This window comes from Nocardia sp. FBN12, from assembly GCF_054031145.1.
On the sequence record NZ_CM132926.1, the window covers coordinates 6700059 to 6721297 of the forward strand.

General features: G+C 69.0%; 21 protein-coding genes and 1 pseudogene. 9 read left to right on the plus strand and 13 right to left on the minus strand.

The window, feature by feature from the left end; translation table 11 throughout:
- Nucleotides 1-3: 3 nt before the first annotated feature.
- From ACWZHB_RS31625 to ACWZHB_RS31635, 3 genes are read right to left on the minus strand one after another with little or no spacing between them, the layout of a single operon-like run.
- Nucleotides 4-534 (minus strand): SAM-dependent methyltransferase, encoded by a 531-nt coding sequence (locus ACWZHB_RS31625; protein WP_427905380.1) that lies wholly within the window; start codon nucleotides 532-534, stop codon nucleotides 4-6.
- Nucleotides 524-1111: a GNAT family N-acetyltransferase gene (locus ACWZHB_RS31630; RefSeq protein ID WP_427905381.1), complete on the minus strand. Its 588-nt coding sequence runs from the start codon at nucleotides 1109-1111 to the stop codon at nucleotides 524-526. Before ACWZHB_RS31630 ends, ACWZHB_RS31625 begins: the two co-directional genes overlap by 11 nt.
- Nucleotides 1112-1153: 42 nt before the next feature.
- Nucleotides 1154-1987, minus strand: a complete 834-nt coding sequence (locus ACWZHB_RS31635) for an SMP-30/gluconolactonase/LRE family protein (protein WP_427905382.1) — start codon at nucleotides 1985-1987, stop codon at nucleotides 1154-1156.
- A gap of 117 nt (nucleotides 1988-2104) precedes the next feature.
- On the opposite strand from ACWZHB_RS31635, the gene sigJ reads away from it, so the two are divergent.
- Nucleotides 2105-3004: an RNA polymerase sigma factor SigJ gene (gene sigJ / locus ACWZHB_RS31640; protein WP_427905383.1), complete on the plus strand. Its 900-nt coding sequence runs from the start codon at nucleotides 2105-2107 to the stop codon at nucleotides 3002-3004.
- Between the two features lie 31 nt (nucleotides 3005-3035).
- Here the strand turns inward: sigJ and ACWZHB_RS31645 are convergent, their stop codons facing one another.
- Nucleotides 3036-3251 carry a hypothetical protein gene (locus tag ACWZHB_RS31645; RefSeq protein ID WP_427905384.1) on the minus strand — a complete coding sequence of 72 codons (216 nt, stop codon included), beginning with the start codon at nucleotides 3249-3251 and terminating at the stop codon, nucleotides 3036-3038.
- Nucleotides 3252-3424: 173 nt separating this feature from the next.
- Here ACWZHB_RS31645 and ACWZHB_RS31650 point away from each other — a divergent pair, with 173 nt between their 5' ends.
- Entirely contained in the window at nucleotides 3425-4603 is a 1179-nt protein-coding gene (locus ACWZHB_RS31650; RefSeq protein WP_427905385.1) for a pyridoxal phosphate-dependent aminotransferase, read from the plus strand.
- A 29-nt stretch (nucleotides 4604-4632) separates the two neighbouring features.
- Here the strand turns inward: ACWZHB_RS31650 and ACWZHB_RS31655 are convergent, their stop codons facing one another.
- Complete coding sequence (locus tag ACWZHB_RS31655; RefSeq protein WP_427909366.1) at nucleotides 4633-5316, minus strand: trimeric intracellular cation channel family protein; 684 nt, start codon at nucleotides 5314-5316, stop codon at nucleotides 4633-4635.
- A 118-nt stretch (nucleotides 5317-5434) separates the two neighbouring features.
- Nucleotides 5435-6079: a LysE family translocator gene (locus ACWZHB_RS31660; protein WP_427905386.1), complete on the minus strand. Its 645-nt coding sequence runs from the start codon at nucleotides 6077-6079 to the stop codon at nucleotides 5435-5437.
- A 369-nt stretch (nucleotides 6080-6448) separates the two neighbouring features.
- On the opposite strand from ACWZHB_RS31660, the gene ACWZHB_RS31665 reads away from it, so the two are divergent.
- The 3 genes from ACWZHB_RS31665 (at nucleotide 6449) to ACWZHB_RS31675 (ending at nucleotide 10396) form a co-directional block, all read left to right on the plus strand.
- Nucleotides 6449-8116 carry a DNA repair helicase XPB gene (locus tag ACWZHB_RS31665; protein ID WP_427905387.1) on the plus strand — a complete coding sequence of 556 codons (1668 nt, stop codon included), beginning with the start codon at nucleotides 6449-6451 and terminating at the stop codon, nucleotides 8114-8116.
- Nucleotides 8117-8215: 99 nt separating this feature from the next.
- Entirely contained in the window at nucleotides 8216-8881 is a 666-nt protein-coding gene (locus ACWZHB_RS31670) for a DUF3239 domain-containing protein (protein ID WP_427905388.1), read from the plus strand.
- Between the two features lie 123 nt (nucleotides 8882-9004).
- Nucleotides 9005-10396: a M1 family metallopeptidase gene (locus ACWZHB_RS31675; RefSeq protein ID WP_427905389.1), complete on the plus strand. Its 1392-nt coding sequence runs from the start codon at nucleotides 9005-9007 to the stop codon at nucleotides 10394-10396.
- On the opposite strand, the gene ACWZHB_RS31680 is transcribed toward ACWZHB_RS31675, so the two are convergent.
- Complete coding sequence (locus ACWZHB_RS31680; protein WP_427905390.1) at nucleotides 10393-11241, minus strand: hypothetical protein; 849 nt, start codon at nucleotides 11239-11241, stop codon at nucleotides 10393-10395. The genes ACWZHB_RS31675 and ACWZHB_RS31680 overlap by 4 nt on opposite strands.
- Before the next feature lie 110 nt (nucleotides 11242-11351).
- Here ACWZHB_RS31680 and ACWZHB_RS31685 point away from each other — a divergent pair, with 110 nt between their 5' ends.
- Nucleotides 11352-11852 (plus strand): LppU/SCO3897 family protein, encoded by a 501-nt coding sequence (locus tag ACWZHB_RS31685; RefSeq protein WP_427905391.1) that lies wholly within the window; start codon nucleotides 11352-11354, stop codon nucleotides 11850-11852.
- Here the strand turns inward: ACWZHB_RS31685 and ACWZHB_RS31690 are convergent.
- On the minus strand, nucleotides 11849-14140 hold the full coding sequence (locus tag ACWZHB_RS31690; protein WP_427905392.1) for a helicase-associated domain-containing protein: 2292 nt from the start codon (nucleotides 14138-14140) through the stop codon (nucleotides 11849-11851). The genes ACWZHB_RS31685 and ACWZHB_RS31690 overlap by 4 nt on opposite strands.
- A 78-nt stretch (nucleotides 14141-14218) precedes the next feature.
- Here ACWZHB_RS31690 and ACWZHB_RS31695 point away from each other — a divergent pair, with 78 nt between their 5' ends.
- The gene (locus tag ACWZHB_RS31695) at nucleotides 14219-14410 is read left to right on the plus strand and encodes a hypothetical protein (protein WP_056818634.1); all 192 of its coding nucleotides are present in this window, start codon (nucleotides 14219-14221) and stop codon (nucleotides 14408-14410) included.
- Nucleotides 14411-14477: 67 nt separating this feature from the next.
- Here the strand turns inward: ACWZHB_RS31695 and ACWZHB_RS31700 are convergent, their stop codons facing one another.
- Nucleotides 14478-15086 (minus strand): transglycosylase family protein, encoded by a 609-nt coding sequence (locus ACWZHB_RS31700; RefSeq protein ID WP_427905393.1) that lies wholly within the window; start codon nucleotides 15084-15086, stop codon nucleotides 14478-14480.
- Nucleotides 15087-15460: 374 nt separating this feature from the next.
- Nucleotides 15461-15697 (minus strand): hypothetical protein, encoded by a 237-nt coding sequence (locus tag ACWZHB_RS31705; RefSeq protein ID WP_427905394.1) that lies wholly within the window; start codon nucleotides 15695-15697, stop codon nucleotides 15461-15463.
- 162 nt (nucleotides 15698-15859) lie between these two features.
- Between ACWZHB_RS31705 and ACWZHB_RS31710 the strand changes: the two genes are divergently transcribed.
- On the plus strand, nucleotides 15860-16285 hold the full coding sequence (locus ACWZHB_RS31710) for a cold-shock protein (RefSeq protein WP_410874538.1): 426 nt from the start codon (nucleotides 15860-15862) through the stop codon (nucleotides 16283-16285).
- A 215-nt stretch (nucleotides 16286-16500) separates the two neighbouring features.
- On the opposite strand, the gene ACWZHB_RS31715 is transcribed toward ACWZHB_RS31710, so the two are convergent.
- The 3 genes from ACWZHB_RS31715 to ACWZHB_RS31725 all read right to left on the minus strand — a co-directional run bounded on the left by ACWZHB_RS31715 (nucleotide 16501) and on the right by ACWZHB_RS31725 (nucleotide 19807).
- A complete protein-coding gene (locus ACWZHB_RS31715) occupies nucleotides 16501-17031 on the minus strand; it encodes a DUF2771 domain-containing protein (RefSeq protein WP_427905395.1) in 531 nt (176 codons plus the stop codon).
- Entirely contained in the window at nucleotides 17028-18962 is a 1935-nt protein-coding gene (locus ACWZHB_RS31720; RefSeq protein ID WP_427905396.1) for an MFS transporter, read from the minus strand. The genes ACWZHB_RS31715 and ACWZHB_RS31720 overlap by 4 nt, the downstream gene beginning before the upstream one ends.
- A 68-nt stretch (nucleotides 18963-19030) precedes the next feature.
- Nucleotides 19031-19807, minus strand: coding sequence for a glutaminyl-peptide cyclotransferase (locus ACWZHB_RS31725; RefSeq protein WP_427905397.1), 777 nt, complete (start codon nucleotides 19805-19807; stop codon nucleotides 19031-19033).
- Nucleotides 19808-19815: 8 nt separating this feature from the next.
- Between ACWZHB_RS31725 and ACWZHB_RS31730 the strand changes: the two are divergent.
- Nucleotides 19816-20643 (plus strand): annotated as a pseudogene (locus tag ACWZHB_RS31730) (DUF3027 domain-containing protein); the annotation flags it as partial.
- Nucleotides 20644-21239: the final 596 nt, after the last annotated feature.

The following is a 21239-nucleotide window of genomic DNA, read 5'->3' on the forward strand; positions in this document are numbered from 1 at the left end:
TCGTCAGGTGACCGGCGTCGCTCGGGCGGCCACGAGGTTGTCGGTGGTGACTGTTGAGCAGTGGTAGCCGGCGGCGGCGCAGCGGTCGGCGAGTTGCGCGGTGCGCGGGGTGGGGCTGTTGGGCGTGCCGTAGCCGTAGCAGAGCCAGATGCGGCCGTCGGGGGCGAGGCATTCGCGGATCGTCGACCAGGCGGCTGTGGCGGGGCCGGTCCAGAACAGGTTGACGTTGACCGCGAAGACCAGGTCGAAGCGCTGCCCAGGCTCGAGTTCGTCGAGCAATCGGTCGGCCCGCACCGTGCCGATCTCGCCTTCGACCAGGCGAACCTGTCCGGCGGCGATCTCCGCTGCGCAGCGGCGTTCGGCTTGCGCGAGCGCGGTCGCCGAGCGGTCGACCCCGACGATCCGCCCGTTCCCCAGCCGGGCCGCGAGCCGCGTCAGCGACGCACCGGACCCGGGCCCCAGCTCGAGTACACGCTCACCCGCCCGCACCCCCATGGTGTCGGCGAACCAGTCGAACCGCGCGTCATCGGCCATGCGCGCGCCCGGCCAGTGCCGGCCAACCGTCGCCGACGCCGGCGGGATCGGCGGGCAGCCGCGCCGCGACCCATTCGTCGACACGGGTGCCGCGCTGGACCCCGCCCGAGCGGGCCACGCCCTCGAAGTGAAAGCCGTTGCGGCGCGCGGCGGCGGCCGAGGGGATGTTGCCGACGATCGCGCGCCACATGATCCGGTCCAGCGCGAGGCCGTCCGGTGCGAAACCGAACTCGCAGACCAGGGTGATGGCGCGCGACATCAGGCCGCGACCGCGGTGACCGGCAGTGAGCCAGAAGCCGACCTCACACGCTCCTGGCCCGCGGGTATGCAGGCCGATCATGCCCTCGACCCGGCCGTCCTCGGCGGTGCGGACCGCCCAGACCGGCGCGTTGTCCGCCCAGCCGGGGGCGACTAGACGGTCGAGGAATTCCTCGGCGTCGCCGCGGTGATACGGGACGGGGATCGTGGTCCAGCGCTGCACTTCGGGGTCCTGACAGCACTCGACGATGCGGTCGATATCGGCCGCGGTCGGGCGGGTGAGCCAGACCGTGCCGTCGGTGAGCGTGTGCTCGTACATCCGGTCATCTTGACAGTCGGCGCCGAAAATCTCGCCGCATTTTCACGGCCTTCCCGCACCTGATGCGGGCGCGGGGAAGACCACGACCTGTCCGGTCGGTCCGGCGGCTTCGGCCTCGCCCCAGCTCTGTCCGACGACATACAACCGCGGATCCCCGTCCCGGCTGAGCGTGCATGCGAACGCTCCACGGTCGAGCTCGACCCGCTCCGTCACCTCGCCGCCCGCACGGACCCGGACACAATGCTGATTGCCCACATCCGCGTACCAGACCTGACCGTCGGTATCGAGGCAGATCCCGTCGGGGTGATCGCCGGGAGTCGCCGCCCACACGCGCCGATTGCTCAGCTCGCCGTCGGCCGCGATGTCGTAGGCGGTGAGTTGATTCGCGTACGACTCGGCCACGATCAGCGTCGCACCGTCGGGGGTGATCGCCATGCCGTTGGGAAAGGCGAGCCCGTCCGCGACCCGGCGCACCGCACCTTCCGGGGTGATCCGCACGATGAATCCGGGGACGAACTCCCCACCGGGGAAATCGAAGCCGATGCTGTTGACGTAGGCGTTGCCGCCCTCGTCGATGACGATGTCGTTCCACGGCTTGTCCGACACCGGCGAAAGGTCGGCGTAGGCCACCAGCGACCCGTCGGGTTCGCGACGCAGCAGGCGCCGGGCCGCGGAGTCGACGATCACCAACCGCCCGTCGGGCAGAAAGTCGATGCACATCGGAAACGACGGGACCTGGGCGACGACCTCGGCATCGTGGCCGTCGACGACGATCACCTGGTTCGCGCCCCAGTCCGCGAACCACAGTCGACCGTCGTGCCAGCGCGGTGACTCGCCGAACACGATTCCTTTCAGCACAACCTCGGATGTACTCACGTGACGCCGTCCTTCGTGATGTTGGCAGTAGTAGTACAGACGAGGTGGCGTGCGGAGAATCACCGGTGCCGACCCGTGGGGCGGAGCCGGGCGGGGCCTTCCGTAGGATCTGGATCGATGGTCTCCCCGTTTCTCGCCGACTTGTTCGAATCGCATCGAACGCATTTACTTTCGGTCGCCTACCGGCTCACCGGCAGCGTCGGCGACGCCGAGGACGCGGTGCAGGAGAGCTGGCTGCGGATGGCCGGGGTGCACCAGTCCGAGATCGACGATCTGCGCGCCTGGCTGACGACGGTGGTCACCCGAATCTGCCTCGATCACTTGCGAAGTGCCGCCGTGCGCCGCGAAACCTATGTGGGGCAGTGGCTTCCGGAACCCATCGTGTCGGTGGGGTCGTCCTCGCGCACCCCGGATCCCTTGGACGTGGTGGTGCGCGATCAGGACAGCCGGCTGGCGGCGATGGTGGTGCTCGACGCGTTGACGCCGCAGCAGCGAGTGGCACTGGTGCTGCACGAAGGGCTGGGGGTGCCGTTCGACGAGATCGCCGACATCCTCGGTGTTTCCGCCGATGCGGCAAGGCAATTGGCGGTGCGTGCGCGCCGGGCGGCCGCTCGGGCGCCGGAACCGGTCGCCGACGATGTGCACGATCTGGCCGTGCGGAGATTTCTCGCTGCCCTCGCTACCGGCGATGTCGCCGCGGTGGCCGCGACACTGCACCCGGACACGACATTCACCGCCGATGCGGGCGGTACCACCAAGACGGCGTTGAACGTTGTTGCCGGACAAGACAAGGTCGCCCGCTTGGCGCTCGGTCTGTGGCGCAAGCATCAGGAGGAACCCGGCCTGGAATTGGGCGCCGCAACGGTGAACGGGCAATCGGGACTGGTGATCATCGACCCGAACTCGCCGTTCGGCCGACCGGTGCGGGTCCTCGCCTTCGTGGTGCGAGACGGAAAGATCTGGGCCACTTACGATTTCGCCAACGTAGCGAAACTGTCCGGCGCCCGCCGCCGCTGACCCCCGCGCGGAGGGTCAGCGGTTCGCTGGTTTACGGGTAGGTGGATCCCCAGTTGTGATCGCCGGTCGACGAACCGAGGTTGTGGTCGCCGGTCGAGGAACCCATGTTGTTGTCCGGCGTCGCCGAACCGGTGAACATGTCGACGATCTGGCCGGCGAACAGCTGTTCGCGGATGAATCGCAGGGCCGAACCGGCTACCTCCGACGCAGCCGGTTGCAGGATGAAGTCGAGCAGAGGTGAGGCCATGTGAGCCCCTTTCGATATACCACCACGCTGTGGTGTGTGAGGTAGAACACGGCGAGGCTAGCTGAGGTTGGGGAAACGCACAATAGCCCAGGTCAACAAGGGAAAACGTTTGTGAAACATGCGTGTTCGCTATCGTTCGGCAACGCCGTTGAACAGTGGGCTACGCTGCGAAGATGCCGCCTGTGCCGCCCACCGTCGCCCGTTTGCGCCCGTTCGGATCGACCATCTTCGCCGAGATGACCGAGCTGGCCGTCCGCCACGACGCCGTGAATCTGGGCCAAGGCTTTCCCGATACCGACGGGCCCGCCGGCATGCTCGAGGTGGCGCGCGCGGCCATCGCCGACGGGCTGAACCAGTACCCGCCCGGCCGCGGGATGCCGGTGCTACGCCAGGCGATCGCCGACGACCGGGCCCGCCGCTACGGCACCGCCTACGACCCGGCCACCGAGATCCTGGTGACCGTCGGCGCGACCGAAGCGATCAGCGCCGCCGTGCTCGGCCTGGTGGAGCCGGGCCAGGAGGTAGTGCTGATCGAGCCGTACTACGACTCCTACCCCGCCGCGATCGCCCTCGCCGGCGCGCGGCGGCGGACGGCCCGCCTGGTGCCCGACGGCGACCGATTCGTGCTCGACCTGGACAGCCTTCGAGCCGCGATCACACCGAAAACCCGCATGCTGCTGATCAATTCGCCACACAACCCCACCGGGTCGGTGCTCGACCGTGCCGACCTCACCGCGATCGCCGAGTTGGCTGTCGAGCACGATCTGCTGGTGCTGACCGACGAGGTCTACGAGCACCTCGTCTACGACGGCACCGAACACATCAGCCTCGCCACGCTCCCGGGAATGCGCGAGCGGACCATCGTGGTGTCCAGTGCCGCGAAGACTTTCAATGTCACCGGCTGGAAGATCGGCTGGGCCTGCGCGCCCGCGCCGCTGCTCGACGGTGTGCTCGCGGCCAAGCAGTTCCTCACCTTCGTCGGCGGCGGGCCGTTCCAGCCCGCGGTCGCCCACGCGATCAACGAAGAACTCGACTGGGTGCACGCGCAGCGCGACGAACTCGCGGCCAAGCGGGTACGTCTCTCGCAGGCGTTGCGCGACACCGGGTTCACGGTGTCATCCAGTGACGGCGGCTATTTCGTCTGCGCCGATATCCGGCCGCTCGGCGCCGAGGACGGGCTGACGTTCTGCCGCGAGCTCCCCGCGCGCCTCGGCGTGGTGGCAGTGCCGGTCAGCGTCTTCGCCGACCATCCCGGCGACTGGAAACACCTGGTGCGCTTCACCTTCAGCAAACGCGACGAGACGATCGACGAAGGAGTGCGTCGCCTACGGGTCGGTATCCCGGTGCGGTGACATCCGATGGGGCGGGACATGCCCGCCGATCAGTCACGCGCGTGCCGGGCCAGCGGAGCGTGCCACTGATAATGCCGCGCCAGCAGCCGGAACCCCACCGCCCCCGCGGCGGCGAGCAGTCCCGTCCACGCTTGGTACAGGTCGAACGACAGCAGTGCGGCGGTCGCGGCCGCGCCGAACAGGGCCGGGATCGCGTAGAGGTCCTGGTCCGGGCGCAGGACGCTGGGTACCTCGCCGCTGAGGACATCGCGAATCACCCCGCCACCGATGGCGGTCGTCATGCCGAGCAGGGCGGCGGTGGGTGCTCCGAGCCCCGCCGAGTCGGCGATCACGGTCCCGGTGACGCAGAACAGCCCGAGTCCGATCGCGTCGGCGATTTCGAGGGGACCTTTGGTGAGTCGGCGCGATGGTGCGATGAAGTAGAGGACCAGCGCGGTCAGCATCGATGCGGACAGATACGTGAGGTCGGTGAACGCGGCCGGGGGAGTTCGCCCGATCAGCAGGTCACGCACGATGCCGCCACCGAGCGCGGTCGCGCACGCAAGGACGACCATCCCGAACAGATCGAGGCGTTTGCGCACGGCGACCAGTGCGCCCGAGGCCGCGAAGGAGATCACACCCATCATCTCGCCGCTGCGGTGCACCGCTGTCACCGCTGAATCGAGCTCTGTGGCCAAGGGGCCCGCCGCCACGACCTCTATCAGCATCCCCATGCTCACGGCACGCTCCTTTCGCTCCGACTGTCCGGAGCAGCGTGACATGTGCGGGTGCGGGGGTCGGTGATCTGGGGCGGGAAAGACACGTGCCCCCGGAAGTGAGCGGGCGGCGGCGTCAGGCTGGGGTGGGGCGGGCCTTGTCGGTGGCGAGGAGGACGGCGATGGTGCCCAGTGCGGTGCCCATGAGGTAGCGCTGGATGCGCAGCCACCGGGGGCGGGCGGCGAGGAAGGTGGCCAGGCCCGCGGCGCCGAGCACGATCAGTGCGTTGACGGTGAGGGCGACGGAGATCTGGACCGCGCCGAGCGACAGGCTCTGCAACCAGAGCGCACCGCGATCAGGGTCGACGAACTGGGGGATCAGTGCCATGTACATGATCGCGATCTTCGGATTGAGCAGGTTGGTGGCCAACCCCATCGTGAACAGGCGCCGCGCGGGATCGTGCGGTAGGTCGGCGGGTGCGAACACCGAGACCCCGCCCGGGCGGATCGCCTGCCACGCCAGCCACAGCAGATACGCCGCCCCCGCCAGCTTCACCGCCATGTACAAACCGGGTACGACCGCGAACACCGCTGTGATTCCCGCCGCGGCCGCCATCAGATACACCCCGAACCCCGCCGCGACCCCCAGCAGCGAGATCATCCCCGCCCGGCGCCCCTGTGCGACGGTGCGCGAGACCAGATACATCATGTTCGGCCCCGGCGTCAGCACCATGCCGAGCGCCGCCGCCGCGACCCCGAGAACCGCCGTCGTCTGAAGCATGCACTGAGTTTCCCCGGGCAGGAGAAGATTGTCGCGGTCCAGTCAGCACCCGCTGGACCCGGGAAGACCACCCCGACCCTGTCGGTATCGGTCCGTACAATCGACAAGGGCCCCCACCACGACCCACGTCCCCGCACGGGACAACGAGGCCGAATCCCGGGCCGCCGACCACAAAGAACCAACTGTCGCGAGTGAAACGTCGCACCTGACGAGTCCACCTACGGACTCCCAGCCCAACCCCCACGTTTTCGGCCGCCCCGGATCCGAGGGGCGAGACGTAACGGCGAAGCCGAAGTATCGCCCCTCGGATCCGGGGTGACGAGGCCGAAAACCCGCGGCGCCAGCCGCCGACAAACACAGGAGCAACGTGTGACCGACGGTCCTTTGATCGTGCAGAGCGACAAGACCCTGCTGCTCGAGATCGACCACGAGCTGGCAGGCAACGCGCGCCAGGCCATTGCCCCGTTCGCGGAGCTGGAGCGGGCGCCCGAGCACATGCACACCTATCGGATCACCCCGCTTGCGCTCTGGAATGCCCGCGCGGCGGGCCACGATGCCGAGCAGGTCGTCGACGCGCTGGTGAACTTCTCGCGCTATGCCGTGCCGCAGCCGCTGCTCGTCGACATCGTCGACACGATGGGCCGCTACGGCCGATTGCAGTTGGTGAAACATCCCGCGCACGGCCTCTGCTTGGTGAGCCTGGACCGCGCGGTGCTCGCGGAGGTGCTGCGGCACAAGAAGATCGCGCCGATGCTTGGCGCTCGCATCGACGACGACACCGTGATCGTGCATCCGTCCGAGCGCGGCCACATCAAGCAGATGCTGCTGAAGATCGGCTGGCCCGCGGAGGATCTCGCCGGCTATGTCGACGGCGAGGCGCACGACATCGGCCTCGACTACACCGAGGGCAAATGGCACCTGCGCGACTACCAGGAGATGGCCGCCGACTCGTTCTGGGCGGGCGGTTCCGGGGTGGTCGTGCTGCCGTGTGGCGCGGGCAAGACGATGGTCGGCGCGGCCGCGATGGCCAAGGCGAAGGCGACGACGCTGATCCTGGTCACGAATACCGTGGCGGGCAGGCAGTGGCGGCGCGAGTTGCTGGCGCGGACCACGCTCACCGAGGAGGAGATCGGCGAATACTCCGGCGAGCGCAAGGAGATCCGTCCGGTCACCATCGCCACCTACCAGGTGATCACCCGGAAAACGAAGGGCGAGTACAAGCACCTCGAGCTGTTCGACAGCCGCGATTGGGGCCTGGTGATCTACGACGAGGTGCACCTGCTGCCCGCGCCGGTCTTCCGGATGACCGCCGACCTGCAGTCGCGGCGCAGGCTCGGCCTCACCGCCACCCTCGTCCGTGAGGACGGCCGCGAGGGCGACGTGTTCTCGCTGATCGGCCCGAAGCGCTACGACGCGCCGTGGAAGGACATCGAGGCGCAGGGCTGGATCGCCCCCGCCGACTGCGTCGAGGTGCGGGTGACGCTCACCGACGCCGAGCGGATGGCCTACGCCACCGCCGAGCCGGAGGAGCGCTACAAGCTGTGCTCCACCGCGCGCACCAAGATCCCGGTGGTCGAGTCCATTCTTGCCCGCCACGAGGGCGCCCCCACCCTGGTGATCGGCGCCTACCTGGACCAGCTCGACGAACTCGGCGCCGACCTGAACGCCCCGGTCATCACCGGCGCCACCAAGAACCGGGAGCGCGAGGCACTGTTCGACGCCTTCCGGGCCGGCGAGATTCCGGTGCTGGTGGTGAGCAAGGTCGCCAACTTCTCCATCGACCTGCCGGAAGCGTCTGTGGCGGTGCAGGTTTCGGGCACCTTCGGTTCGCGTCAGGAAGAGGCTCAGCGCCTCGGCCGCCTGCTGCGGCCGAAACAGGATGGGGGACAGGCGCACTTCTACTCGGTGGTCGCGCGCGACACCCTCGACGCCGAATACGCCGCGCACCGCCAGCGCTTCCTCGCCGAGCAGGGCTATGCCTACCGCATCGTCGACGCCGACGACCTGCTCGGTCCGCCCATCGGAGACGGCGTGTAGCACTGTTCGCCAGGTCAAAGGGGGGTAGCGTGCGATGTGTGAACCTCTCGGCAGATAAGTGGAGGCAACTCCTCCGCAACTTGTGCTAGGAAGGAAGGCGTGCGCCGCTTCGAATTCGTGGTCGACCGAGAACACGCTCATGCGGTGAACGAGACGTTCACCGGGTTGCGCAGGCTGCGCCTGGTGGCACTGTTGGTCGCCGGGCTCGCCGTCGCGGCCACGGTGGCGCTGGTGTGGAGTGGGCAGGCGTGGGGGTTTCTGCTCGCGGTGGTGTGCGTGCTGGTCGCGGGCATCGCGCTGTGGGTGGCGTTGTGGACCCCGCACCGCTCCAGTATCGAAAAGCTCTATCACGACGGCGTGCTGATCCCCGCCGTCGTCAGCGATGCCGAGCCGGGCGCCATCGTCTTGCTCGCCCTGGTCGATATCGCCGAACCCGCTGCGCCGGTACGAAGTTGGGCGCTGATCACCCGCAAGGTCCGCACGCTGCCGGGACACGCGCCGCGCCCGGGCGAGCGCGTGCCCGCCGTCGCGGTGCGCACCGACAGCGCCCCTAGGCAGGTCGGCGAACGCTGGCAACTGGTCACCGCCATGCCGATCGCCTGGGGTACCCGCGACGACGCGGTGATCGAGGCGGCGTGTGCTGCCATCAACGAGGTCGAATGGCGGCTGCTCGCGGAGAATCTGGCGCTGGCTTCCCGGGTGAAACGCACGGCGACCAAACGACTTCTGCTCGACCCACAGCACCTGCCCTCCGATCTGGGCTAGGCGTACCTCTGTCGCGCCGACCGGGTGGACAGGCTTGCCGTGCTCGGCCTGTTAGGGTCCGCGGCATACGCCTGCGACGATGGTCAGGTCCGCGCGATCCGGTCGGCGAAAGGTGTCTTCGACATGCGATGGTCGGCCGGGTTGTGTGTGGTGGTGGCGTTGCTGGCGGTGGGAGTGCGTCCGGTAGCGGCGGATTCGGCGTTGATCGGGGCTCCGGGGCTGTGGGATCCGTACTATCCGCTCGATGGCAACGGTGGCTACGACGTCACCCACTACGACGTGTCGATCGACTACGAACCAGGCGATCACCACCTGCGCGGCACCGCCCGCATCGACGGCCGGGTAACCCAGCCGCTGGCCCGGTTCAACCTCGACTACAGCGGTCCCGAGGTGCTGATGGTGACGGTGAACGGCCTGCCTGCGGGGTTCGCGCGCGACGCCGAGCACGAGCTGGTCGTCACGCCGCTGCTACCCCTGCCGCCCGGCCTGCCGATGCGGATCATCGTCGACTACGCGGGCGAGGCCGCCGATACCGAGGGCGAGGGCTGGACCCACGCGCCAAGCGGTGGCGCGTTCGCTGTCGGCGAGCCGCACAGCGCCAGCACCTGGTATCCGCTCAACGACACCCCCTTGGACAAGGCGACCTTCACGCTGCACGCCACGGTCCCCGCCGACTGGGAAGTCATGTCGACCGGTGATCGCACCGAGCACGTGGTGCGCGACGGCCGGCTGCACACCACCTGGGAAACGCGTCAGCCCACGATCGGCTACCTGACCACAGTCGCCGTGGACCACTTCACCTTCCTCGAGCAGCGGCGCGCGAACGGGACCGCGGTGCTGAGCGCGTTCGCGCCGGAATCCGACGAGAATCGCGAAGACGAGCAGCGGCTGCCCGAGATCCTCGACTTCCTCGAGAACCTGTACGGCCCTTATCCCTTCGATGTGGCGGGCGGGATCTACGTGGACACTAAGCTGCCGTTCTCGCTGGAGACCCAGACCCGGCCGATCTACGCGCCGTGGGCCGATCTGAACACCGTGGTGCACGAGCTGGCTCACCAGTGGTGGGGTGACACGATGTCGGTGCGCCAGTGGTCCGACATCTGCCTCAACGAGTGCTTCGCCAGCTACACCGCCGACTACCTGTGGCCCGAGCGGATCGACCACGCCGATGTGGATGCCGAATACCGCGAAACCGTCGCGAAATACCTTGATGAGCCCAAGTTCTGGAAGATCGCGCTGGCCGCCCCCGGTGTGGGCGACGAGTTCACGTCCGTCTACTACCGCGGCCCGCTGTTTCTGCACGCGCTGCGCAAGTTGATCGGTGAGGATGTGTTCTTCACGGCGATCAGGGATTTCGTGAACGCCCACCGCGACGGGCACGCGTCGATGCCGGAGTTCCGGACGTTCTTGCAGAGCCGGACCTCGATGCCGCTCACCGAGTTCCTGGCCGAATGGCTCGATGGGACAAGGCCGCCGCGCGACGCGTTCCTCTACCCGGGCACGCTGCACCCCTAATCGTCGGTGAGCCGAGCGCGCGCCCGCTCGACCCAGCGCTGCATGCGATCGAATTGACTACGCGCTGCGGTGAATTCGCCGCGCGCTCGGTGTTCTGCGGTGTGCGCGAAGTGACGTTGCTGTTCGGCGTGTTCGAGTTCGGTGCGCAGGTCGGCGATCCGGTTCTCGATCGCATCGAGTTCCGACTTGGCCTGTGCGGCAGCGGCTTCGGCTTCATCGCGATCGGTAGTGGCTGCCGCCAGGCCGGATTCGGCGTCGTCGAGTTCCTGTCGAGCCGCGGCGCGGCGCTCGGCTTCGGTGTCTTTCGAGGACGGCCGGGGTTTGCTCGGGCGCTTGGGGATGGCCTTTCCACCGGTGATCGCGACCAGGCCGGCCGGGCCGAAGCCGTCATAGGTGACGGTGGTCGGCAGCACTCCGGCGCGGACAAGGTCGGCGACATCGGGGTCGGCCAGCGCCGCGGTCAGGGTCTGCCCGACCTCGCGGAGCACCTGCTCGCTCGCCGGGCGCTCGTGTTCGGCGGCCAGTTCGGCGGCGCGCTTGGTCATCGCGTTCACGACCTGCTGACGCTGGGTGCCGAGGGCGCGCAACTTGTCGCCGGAGAGCTGGCGCTGGGCCGACCGCAGCGCGTCGCCGAGATCGAGCAGGGCGGCGATCTCCTGCGGTGCGTGGCGGGACAAGAGGTTCACCGTCCAGGCGGCGACCGTGGGTTTGCGCAGGGCCGTGATGGCCTTGGCCAGGTCGCGATCGCCGTCGGCGCGGGCCTGGGCGGCGCGCTCGGCGCGGGTCGACACGAAGTCGCCGGGGTCGAGTGCGTACAGCTCGCCTGCGACGTCGTCGAGGGTCATCTTTGTGATGGTAGACAGGTTGCGTAACGGGGGAGCGCGGACGCGGGGCACTTGGGTATCGTCACCGGCGGTTGTATTCGCCCTGAACCGTTCGGTGAGTGAGGTTTTCAGTGATTTTCCCAGAGAAGCGACTGTTGGCGCGGATCGTGCTCGGGCCGGTGGCCGCGATGGCGCTGGTCGGTGCGGTGGTTTCGTGCTCGTCGGCGGATGCGACGTCGGCCGATGCTGTCGCGGTGGGGTCGTGTGTGGAGGTCAGTGACAACGCTGCCGACGCGATGAAGGCGACGGTGGGCGACTGCTCGTCGGCGAAGTCGAACTACCGGATCGTGAAGCTGGGCGCGGACTGCGCTGCCGACAATGCCGCGTTCACCGGGACTGTGGGGGACGCGAAGAACACGCTGTGCTTGGCTCCGAACTTCGCCGAGGGCAGCTGTTACGCGGATGCGGGGAAGCGGCCCGCGGAGTCTGTTGCCTGCACTGCGCCGGAGGCTTCGTTCAAGGTGGTCAAGCGGATCGACGGGGAGACCGACGAGCTGCTGTGCGGGGCGGACGCGACGCAGTTCCGGACCGTTCCCGATCCGAAGACGACCTTCTGCATGGCAAAGCCCTAATCGAGGAGGGCTACCGAGGCGATTCGGTGGAGGGTGAAGTGGCGGGTCGCGCCGCTGACCGGGTCTACGGCGTCGAGTTGGCCGTTGCCCACCCGCAGCGGTTCCACGACCCGTTGGGTGGCTACGCCCTGGGCGTCTACGTAGCCGATGTTCACCGGGCGGCCTACTCTCGCTGCCAGTTGGAGTAGGGCGAGGGTGGCCGCGGTGCCGGTGCGGGTGCCGTCGGTGCGGACCGAGCGGCCGGTGCGGGCGCCCGCGGCTCGTTCGCCGGCGCGGAGTTCGGTGACCAGTTGGGAGAGTTGGTCGTCGTTCGGGGGTGTGGGGCGGTAGGGCCTGCGGGCGAGGGGGCGGACCGAGATCCGCGCGCCTCGGGGGCGCAGGTCGACGATCGTGCCGCCGGAGTCCTCGCCCGCGGGGGCGAAGCCTGCCTTGCGGAGTTGGTCGAGCATTTCGGCAAGCGGAGCGAGGGCGATCGCCACGGTGGGGGCGATGGCGCGCAGGGCCAGGGTTTCGGCGACGGGGGCGGCCAGGACTTGTGCCAGCAGGGCAGGGTCGTCGCTGCGGAGGAAGGACTGGGCCATGCCTACCCGGAGTTGGCCGTGGCGGCGGGCGACGTCGTCGATCAGGTAGGTCAGCGACTGCGGCACGGGGGTGCGCGAGTGGGTGGCGAACAGGGCGTGGAGTTCGGCGGCGGTGAGACCGGCATCCAACGCACGGCGGACGGTGGCATCGCTGACTCGGTACACCGTCGCGGCGCCCGCTGATTCGACGTCGGCCACCAGGGCGATCTTGCCGCGCAGTTCCGGGATCAGCGGGCCGGGGGCGATCACGGTCAGGTCGGCCTGGACCAGCACGTGGTCGACCGGTTTCGGCAGTGCCGCAGCCATTTCCGATTCGGCGTCGGCGATGGAACCGTGCAGCAGGGCCCTGGCGGCGGAGTCGAGCGCGCCACGGCCGAGCAGGCCGACGACCGCGGCTTCGGCGAGTGTCGAGGTGACAGCTTCGAGGCGGAAGTGCCTGCGGCGGCGCGGCATTCGCCACGCGAGCAATTTGCCGATGTCGCTTGGCGTGAGCGCGGTGCCGGTCGGGTACTCGGCGAGCATGCCGAGGATCGACGCGCGGTCGCGCACCGCGTGCGGCACGCGCAGCTCCGCCGACAGTGCCGCGATCGGCTTGTCTGCGGCGTCGCGCATCCCGATCATCCACGGCATCCGGTCCAGCTCCAGCCATGCCTGCGCGAGCGTGACCCAGCGGGTAGCGGGCGGGGCGTCGAGCCAGGCGTCGGCGGCGGGCGTCGGGGCCCAGAAGTCGTCGGTGGAGTCGAGGTCGGGTGTCGGTTCGGGCAGGCCCTTTTCGACGAGTTTCGCGGCGGCCAGCAATTCGAGCAGCAGGCCGGTGCGCTGCTCGTCGATGCCGGTCTGTTTGGTCAGCCTGCGCAATTCGCGCACGCCGAGTCCGCCCGCGCGCAGGGCTGGGGCGGGCAGGGCGCCGAGTGCGTCGATCAGATCGCCCGCGTCGCGCAGCAGCTCGCCGACTTCGCCCGCGCCGACGGCATTCACCTCGGTGGCGGAGTTCTTCGCCAGCGCGGGTTTGGGCGGGGCGAGGGCGTGCGGGTCGGTGACGGGTTCGCCGCGCAGGATCTGGCCGACGGTGACCGGCAATTCCACCGTCTCGTCGTCGATCCGGTGCAGCAGCCGGGCGGCGAGCAGACGCGGTACCGGCCGATCGGGGTCGGTGCCGGGCGCGGCGTCCCTGGTGCGACCGCGTGGGCCGGTGGTGGCGAGTTTGTCCAGCAGCGCGCGTTCGGGCGGGCTCGCCGTGGCCAGCGCGGCGGTGACTTCGGGCTCGGTGAGGGCGTCGGGGAGCGCTGTCGTCGCGCCGAGCGGCCAGGGCAGGGCCTCGGCGGCGCTGGGTGTCAGGTCGAGGTCGTCGCCGACCTGCCAGACGAGGGCGCGATCGAGCAGACGGGTGAGCGCGGCGGTGAACGCGGTCTTGGTCACGCGATCCTTGAGCTGCGCGTGCAGGGTGCTGCGAGTCAGCGGCGTGAGTTCGGCGCCGATCGTGCGGGCGTCCTCATTGGCCGTAAGCGCCTCGATGATCGCGAACTCGAGCGTGTCCAGATCGTCGGCGGCCCGCAACACCGAGGCGCGCTGCTGAGCGCGCACCGCGAGCACCGACATCGACGCGGGCAGTGGCACCGCCAGGTCGGGCCGCAACTGCAGCAATTTCACCAGCTGGGCATCGGTGCGCGCACCGAGCCAATCGGCGAGAGAGTCTGTCGCGATCACCGATCGAGCCTACAGTTCTCGGCCGCCTCGAACTTGCGGCACCAGCCGCCGATAAACGCGATATGCCAGAATGAGCGCGTGGTGAACAAATCGAAGAAACCCTACGTCGACAACGGCTGGCCCGAGGTGGCCGACGGCGAGCACGCCGTGACCGAACTGTCGTCGACCCGCGCCGGTAATCTCTCGCCTTTCGGTGAGGACACCGAGTTTCCCGTCCCGGCCGCAACGTTGCCGTACGTGCACCCCCAGACCACCATCAACCGGGTGTAATTCGGACGAGAAAGACAAGAGCCCGCATCCTCGAGGATGCGGGCTCTTGTTGTATTCAGAGGGCGAATCAGGAGGGCAGGAGGCCCTTGTTCGCCTGGAAGAAGTCGATCACGGCAGGGTCGAGCGGAGCGCCCTTGGCGGAGTTGACGAAGTCGAGAGCCTGCTGCGGCACGGCGATGCCCTGCTGCTGCACGACGGTGAGTGCGCGGTCGACGGCCGAGAACACTTCGGCGCTCGGGTCCTGCACCTGCGGCACGTTGACCTGCGGGGCCCAGCTCGGGGCCGACGGGGCGACACGCTCGGACGGTCCACTGCTCAGCCCCAGCTGGGACGAGCACGAGGGCCAAGCGCCCCAACCCTGGGAAGCGAGAACCTTTTCGGCGACCACGATCTGCTGTTCGCGGGTGGCCTGGTTGGCGGAGGCGGCGTACTCGCCACCACCGTGTGCGGTCCAGGTGGAGGGCGAGAACTGCAGCCCACCCTGGTAGCCGTTGCCGGTGTTGATGCCCCAGTTGCCGCCGGCTTCACACTGTGCGAGGCGATCCCAGTCGGAGTCAGGGGCCGCGCTGGCGTTTCCTGCGAGGGCTGCGGCTGCGGTGCCGAAGATCGCGCCGGTGACGGCGACCTTGGCAGCAGCGCGCCCGGTGGAAGTCGGCTTGCGGTGGCGTCCACTCATATCGGGTTTCTTCCTCTCGTTCGCACCTGCATGTGGCCCGGACTGAGAGGTCTCCCGGTCCGCCCTCATCCCTTGATTCCAATCGGGGTCCGGTACCCGCGGGGTGAGGTTCGGTGCGGCGGGCCGGTGGTTCCGGGGGTTACCCCGGCTGAGAGAAACGGTACGACGGTCAGCGGCGAATGTCACTATTTGGTAACCGGCGGGTCCCGGTGGGTCTCGGGGTCGTCTCAGGGTGATCCCTGATGTGTCCGCGCAGGTAGTCGCCGTGGCGAATGTGCGCTACGGCTGTGCGCTCACTTCGTGACCGTGCTGTTATGTGATGAGGATCACATGTTTAGCGGGATGATGATTTCGAGGGGTAATCGGTTGACGCATCAACGTGCGCGTCGGCCCGACCACAGCGCGAATATCAGCGCGAGCAGGAAGCCGACGGGCGCGAGCATCGCCAGGCCGTACAGCCACAGCCCGGGATCGCTGTCGGACACGATCGGCGTCACGAAGATTCCGATCACCCCCAGAATCCCGATCCCGAACAGGATCAGGGCCGCGTGCAGGAGGCGATCGCCGGAGCGTCGAGGACCGGGCGAGGCCGGCTCGGATGAGTTCGTCACGGGTGAACCGTAAAACTGATGTGCTCGCGGTATAGCCACCGGGGTAGACTCGCACCACATCGCGTCCCGCCTTGTTGGGGGGCGCGTTCTTTTCGCGACAAGCACGATTGTGTAACCCGGGCCACAAGGGCGCGGGTGCCGAATGATGAACGGGTGAGCGCAGTGCCGACCGGCCGGGTGAAGTGGTACGACGTCGAGAAGGGCTTCGGCTTCCTGTCTCAAGACGAGGGCGAGGACGTCTATGTGCGCTCGTCCGCGCTGCCCGACGGTGTCGAGGGGCTCAAGCCCGGACAACGCGTCGAATTCGGCATGGCGGCCGGGCGTCGAGGGCCGCAGGCGCTCAGCGTGACGGTGCTCGAGGCGCCGCCGACCGTCGTGCGCGATCGTGACCGTGGGCAGGCGCCCGCGCGCAAGGACGCCGGGCCGCGCAAGACGCCTGACGAGCTGCACGGCCTGGTCGAGGACATGATCACGCTGCTGGAGAGCACCGTGCAGCCGGACCTGCGACGGGGCAAGTACCCGGATCGCAAGATGTCCCAGCGTATTTCCGAGGTCGTGCGGGCCGTGGCCCGCGAACTCGATCACTGAGTTATTGGAGCGCTGGCGCGCTCGAGCGGGGCCCTTCGGGCCCCTGATCTTCCCTCCCTACGGGCACTCCTTCGTCGCACCCTTCGGTCAGTCCAGATCAGGGCGGGCCCCTAAAGGGACTTACACAGCGGCGCTCAGGTGTTCGAGGTTTGCGGGGAAGGACGCTGAGCCGGCCCCCGAACGAACATTCGTTCGGGGGCGGTCTCGTTTATGGCTCAGGACTCGCGCGGCTCGGGCTCGGGCGTGACGATCGACCAGGCGGCGTGCGGGATGTAGCTCTCCTGCCCGGTGGCGATGTCACGGGCCAGGATCGGGAGCTGCACTTCGATGCCGATCAGGCGCAGGTCCGGTTCCGGCTTCGACTCGATGGTGAGTGCCCTCGCACGGTCCGGGTAGTCGGCGAAGCTGAGGACCCGGTCCAGCTGTTCGCCGCTGGGGCGCTGGTAGATCAGCTGGATGAGCCAGGGGGACTGCGAGACCGCGTCGGGCAGCGACAGCTGCACGGGTGCACCGGCGGGGACCTCCAGCGGCGCTGTCTCGCCGTACCGGCATTCCTCCATCCGCACCGTGCAGTACATGAACGGGTCGACGGTGATGGCCGTGCCGTTCGCGTACGCGGTGAGCTGCGGACTGTGCGCGGGCGCCTTCGATACCGCCACCCCCACCCACACCGCGGTCACCGCGACGACCGCGAACAGTCCGGCCGCGACCAGCGCGACGATCGTTCGAGCGTTGAGCTTGCTCACCAGGTGGGGTCTCCTGTCCCTCTCGAGTGGGTGTGGGGCACTTCCTGCTCCACATGCTGGGGGCGATTGCCGCCGATACCCGGTAGCAGCGAGTGCCCGGTGTAGCTGACGAACGTCTGGAGCAGACCGACCAGCAGGATCACGCTGATCAACGCGAAACCCTTCCAGTAGTCGGTCGGCATCAGCACACCGGCCGCCCCGCCGACGACCCAGCTCAATTGCAGCACGGTCTCCGAGCGGCCGAAGCCCGACGCGATCGACTCCGGCGGCAGGTCGTCCTGGATGGCGGCGTCCAGCGAGACCTTCGCGAGCGCGCTGGCCGCCGAGGCCACCAGCGCGGCCACGGCGGCGCCGAACAGGTTCCCGGTGAACGCCGCGAACAGCGCGACCACCGCGCACGCGCTGGTGCAGCCGAGCACCACCGGCGACGGCCTGCCCAATTGCAGCCGGGCACCGGTGGCGTTGCCGCCGAAGTTGCCGATGGCCGCCGCGGCGCCGACCAGGCCGAGCATCGCCGCCTGTTCGGTGGGACTGCCACCCGAGCCCTTGGCGACGAAGGCGATGTAGAAGGTGAGAAAGCCGGTGAGCACGCGGATCGCGCTGTTGCCCCACAGGCCGGTGACCACGGCTCGGCCCAATGGCTGCCGTCGTTTCCGCGGCGGCACTGAGGATTCCTGGCCGCGGTGGATGACCTCGGTGTGGGCGTCAGGGCCGTGATAGGTGAGGGTCGCGGGGACCTCGCCTTCGGTGACCTCGACCCAGCGCGGAATCCGCAAGCTGAGGAACACGCCGGCGACGGCGATGCCGGTCGCGAAGATCAACGCGCCGGTGGAACCGGCGATCAGAGCGGCGAGCGCGGCCAGCGCGCCCGCGCCGATGGTGCCGCCGACCAGGCCGAAGACGGTCAGCCGGGAATTGGTGCGAACCAGGTCGATATCCGGTGGCAGCACGCGCGGAGTCACCGCGCTCTTGAGCACCGCGAAGGATTTCGAGCCGACCATCATGCACAGGGCCAGCGGATACAGGCCCCAGGTGTCGATGTTGAAGATCAACAGCAGCGCGAAACCCGCGCGCAGCCCGAAGGTCGTCGCCAGTGCCAGCCTGCGACCGCGTTGCAGGCGGTCGAGCAGCGGGCCGATCAGCGGCGCGATCAGCGCGAACGGGGCGATGGTGATCAGCAGGTACAGCGCCACCTTGGTTTTGGATTCGGCGGTGGCGCTGGCGAAGAACAGGGTGTTGGCCAGGGCGACGGCGATCGCGGCGTCGAGCGCGAAGTTCGCCATCGTGGCGTAGGTGAGCGCGGTCAGGCCGGACTGGTCGGCGCCGTCGGCCTTGGCGGCGCGCTGGAAGGTGGCGATGCCGCGTTCGGTGAGTTCGCGGCTGCGCATGGCGGCCACCCGGGTGACGGTGAGCTTGCGGGGGACGCGCTGGTGGATCTGATCGTCGAACGGATCTTCGCCGCGGGGGAAGGGGCGGGTGCCATCCGGGCCGGTGTCGTCACGAGGTGGGCTCGACCGTGCGGGCTCGTCGCGCCATTGCTCCTCGCGCGACAGCCCGCCGTGCCGGTGATCGTCGCGTGGCGCGTGGCGATCACCGGTGGACGGAATCGGGCGGTTCTGCGGATGCTCGGCACGGGCGTGTTCACTGCGCGGACGGCCCCGATCGTCGAACGGCGGAACCTGCCGGCTCTTCGACCGCTCGTCCGCGTTCGGGACCGGAGTGGTCGGAGCGGCGGGGTCGACGGGGCGTTTGCGATGGAACAGGCTTCTCGACCGGACCGTCGGTGGCTCGGCGGGGAGCGGCCGTTCGGGCCGGGGGAAGACCTTGCGCGGTGCGCGCGGCGGGTACTGCCCGTAGCCGGGGTGCGGGTCGGCGGCAGTACCGTCCCGGCGACCACGGTCGGGACCGGATGGATCGCGGGGCGTAGTCACAGGTCCAATTCTGTCGCACTCGGGCTGTGCGTGTTCACCCGCGCCGGAGCAATGTCGGCCACCGGCGGTTATTTTCCGACGAATCGCACTTCGAACATGCGCGGCCAATATTTTCCGGTCAGCAGGAACCGGTCGGTGCCGGGCAGGTGCGCGATGCCGTTGAGCACGTCGGTGCCTTGTCGTTCGGCGGGGGTGAGCAGGCCGCCCGCCTCGATGACGGCGAGCACCCGGCCGGTCTGTGGATCGATGTGGAGTATCTCGTCCGACGGGTAGTTGTTGGCGTACACGGTGCCGTCCTCGGCGCAGTCGAGTTCGTTCGGCTTCGGATCGCGGTAGCCGGACAGGGTCACCGAACCGGTCTGCGCGAACGTCACCGGGTCGCGGAAGGTGAGGGTGCCGGTGCCGTCGCTCATCACCAGCCGGTGTGGCTGTGCGCACAATCCCCAGCCCTCACCCTGATAGTCGGCGCGACCGGTTTCGGCGAGGGTCACCGGGTCGCGGGCGATGGCGAAGCCGTCCTGCCACGTCAGCTGCCAGACGATCGCGCCCGCCTTGGTCATCCCCTCGCCGAAGATCCGGCCGGGTAGGTCGACGCGGGCCGTTTCGGCGCCCGTGCGCTGGTCGGCGGCCCGCGCGGTCGACACGCCCCACATTCCGGTGCTCTCGTAGCGGACGCCGTCGACCACCTCCAGGCCCTGGGTGAAGGCCTGCGGATCGTGCGGTGACGAGCCGATCACCTCCACTCGTAACCGCGGCGGCCCTGGCTCCTCCGGTCCGCTACAGGCCCCCGCGCCGAGCACACTGACCAGCACTGCGACGGCCAACGAACTGCGATTGCACTTCATACGGCAAAATGTATGTCGTGAGCGCAGTATCTGTTTCGGAGTCCGGCGTGCGTCCTGTTCTGGCCGACGCGGCCGAGGTCGCACGTCGTGCGCTCGTCGCGTTGGAACCCGACGGGGTAGGAGTCCATCTGGGGGTGAGCGCCGAGGACGACACCGCGGCCACCCACCGGTTCGAGGCGACCCTGCCCGGCTACCGCGGCTGGCAGTGGGCCGTCGTGGTCGCCGCGCCCCCCGGCGCCGACCACGCGACGGTGAGCGAGTCGGCGTTGCTGCCTGCCCTCGACGCCCTGATCGCCCCCGATTTCATCCCGTGGGACCAGCGAGTCCGCCCCGGCGACCTCGGCCCCGGCGACCTGCTCGCCGCCCCCGCCGACGACCCCCGCCTTGTCCCCGGCTACGTCGCCACCGGTGACCCGGTGATCGACGAGGTGGCCCGCGAGGTCGGCCTCGGCCGCGTCCAGGTGCTCAGCGTCGAAGGCCGCGCCGACGCCGCCCAGCGCTGGTTCACCGAATTCGGCCCCGACACCGAGATGGCCAAGGCCGCCCCCGGTACCTGCGGCATGTGCGGCTTCTACCTGCCACTCGCCGGCGCCCTGCGCGAATCCTTCGGCGTCTGCGGCAACGCGATGGGCGCCGACGGCCACGTCGTCCACAGCGAATACGGCTGCGGCGCCCACTCCGACGTAGTCGCCCCCAGCGGCAACGGGTCGCCCCTGTACGAGGCCTTCGACGACCACGCGGTTGACTTCGTCGACATCGTCCGACCGGCGGTCGAGAACGCGATCGACGAGGCCGCCGCACCGGCAACGGTCGACGAGGCCGTGGCTGATGCTTCGGCAGTGGTCGATGAGGCCACACCCGACGCTTCGGTACCAGTCGGTGAGGCTGCGGCTGACGCTTCGGCATCGGCCGACGTGCAGGCAGCCGACGCCCCGGCGGCGGTCGACGTCGCGGCCGTGTCCGATGACGTCGACCACGCAACGGTGGTTGTGGAGGTTGTCGCCGAGACGACCTCCGACCCCGCGATCGAGGTCGTGGAGGTCGCGGCTGGAACGATCGCCGCCGAGCCCGCACCTTCGGACGTCGAGGCCGTGGCTGATCCCGCTGACTCGTTGACCGAGGTCGGCGAGGCCGCGGCGGAGCGGGCGGGCGACCAGCAGGAGACCGCGGAGGCCGAAGCAGTCGCCGCTGCCGACGCCGAGCGTGCGGCGCTCGCCGAGGGCACGCTGCCGGAGTCGGCCGACGAGGTCGTCACCGCCGAGATCGCTTCGGACGCCACGGTTGCTGCCCTGGCCGAACCTGCCGTCGCTACTGAATCCACCGACTCTGCCGAACCCGCCGCCGGCGATGTGCGGCCCGTCGAGGCCGAAGGCGACGCGAAGACCGAAGCCGCACCTGCCGTCGACGCCACGTCGGACGCGGAAGCTCCCGC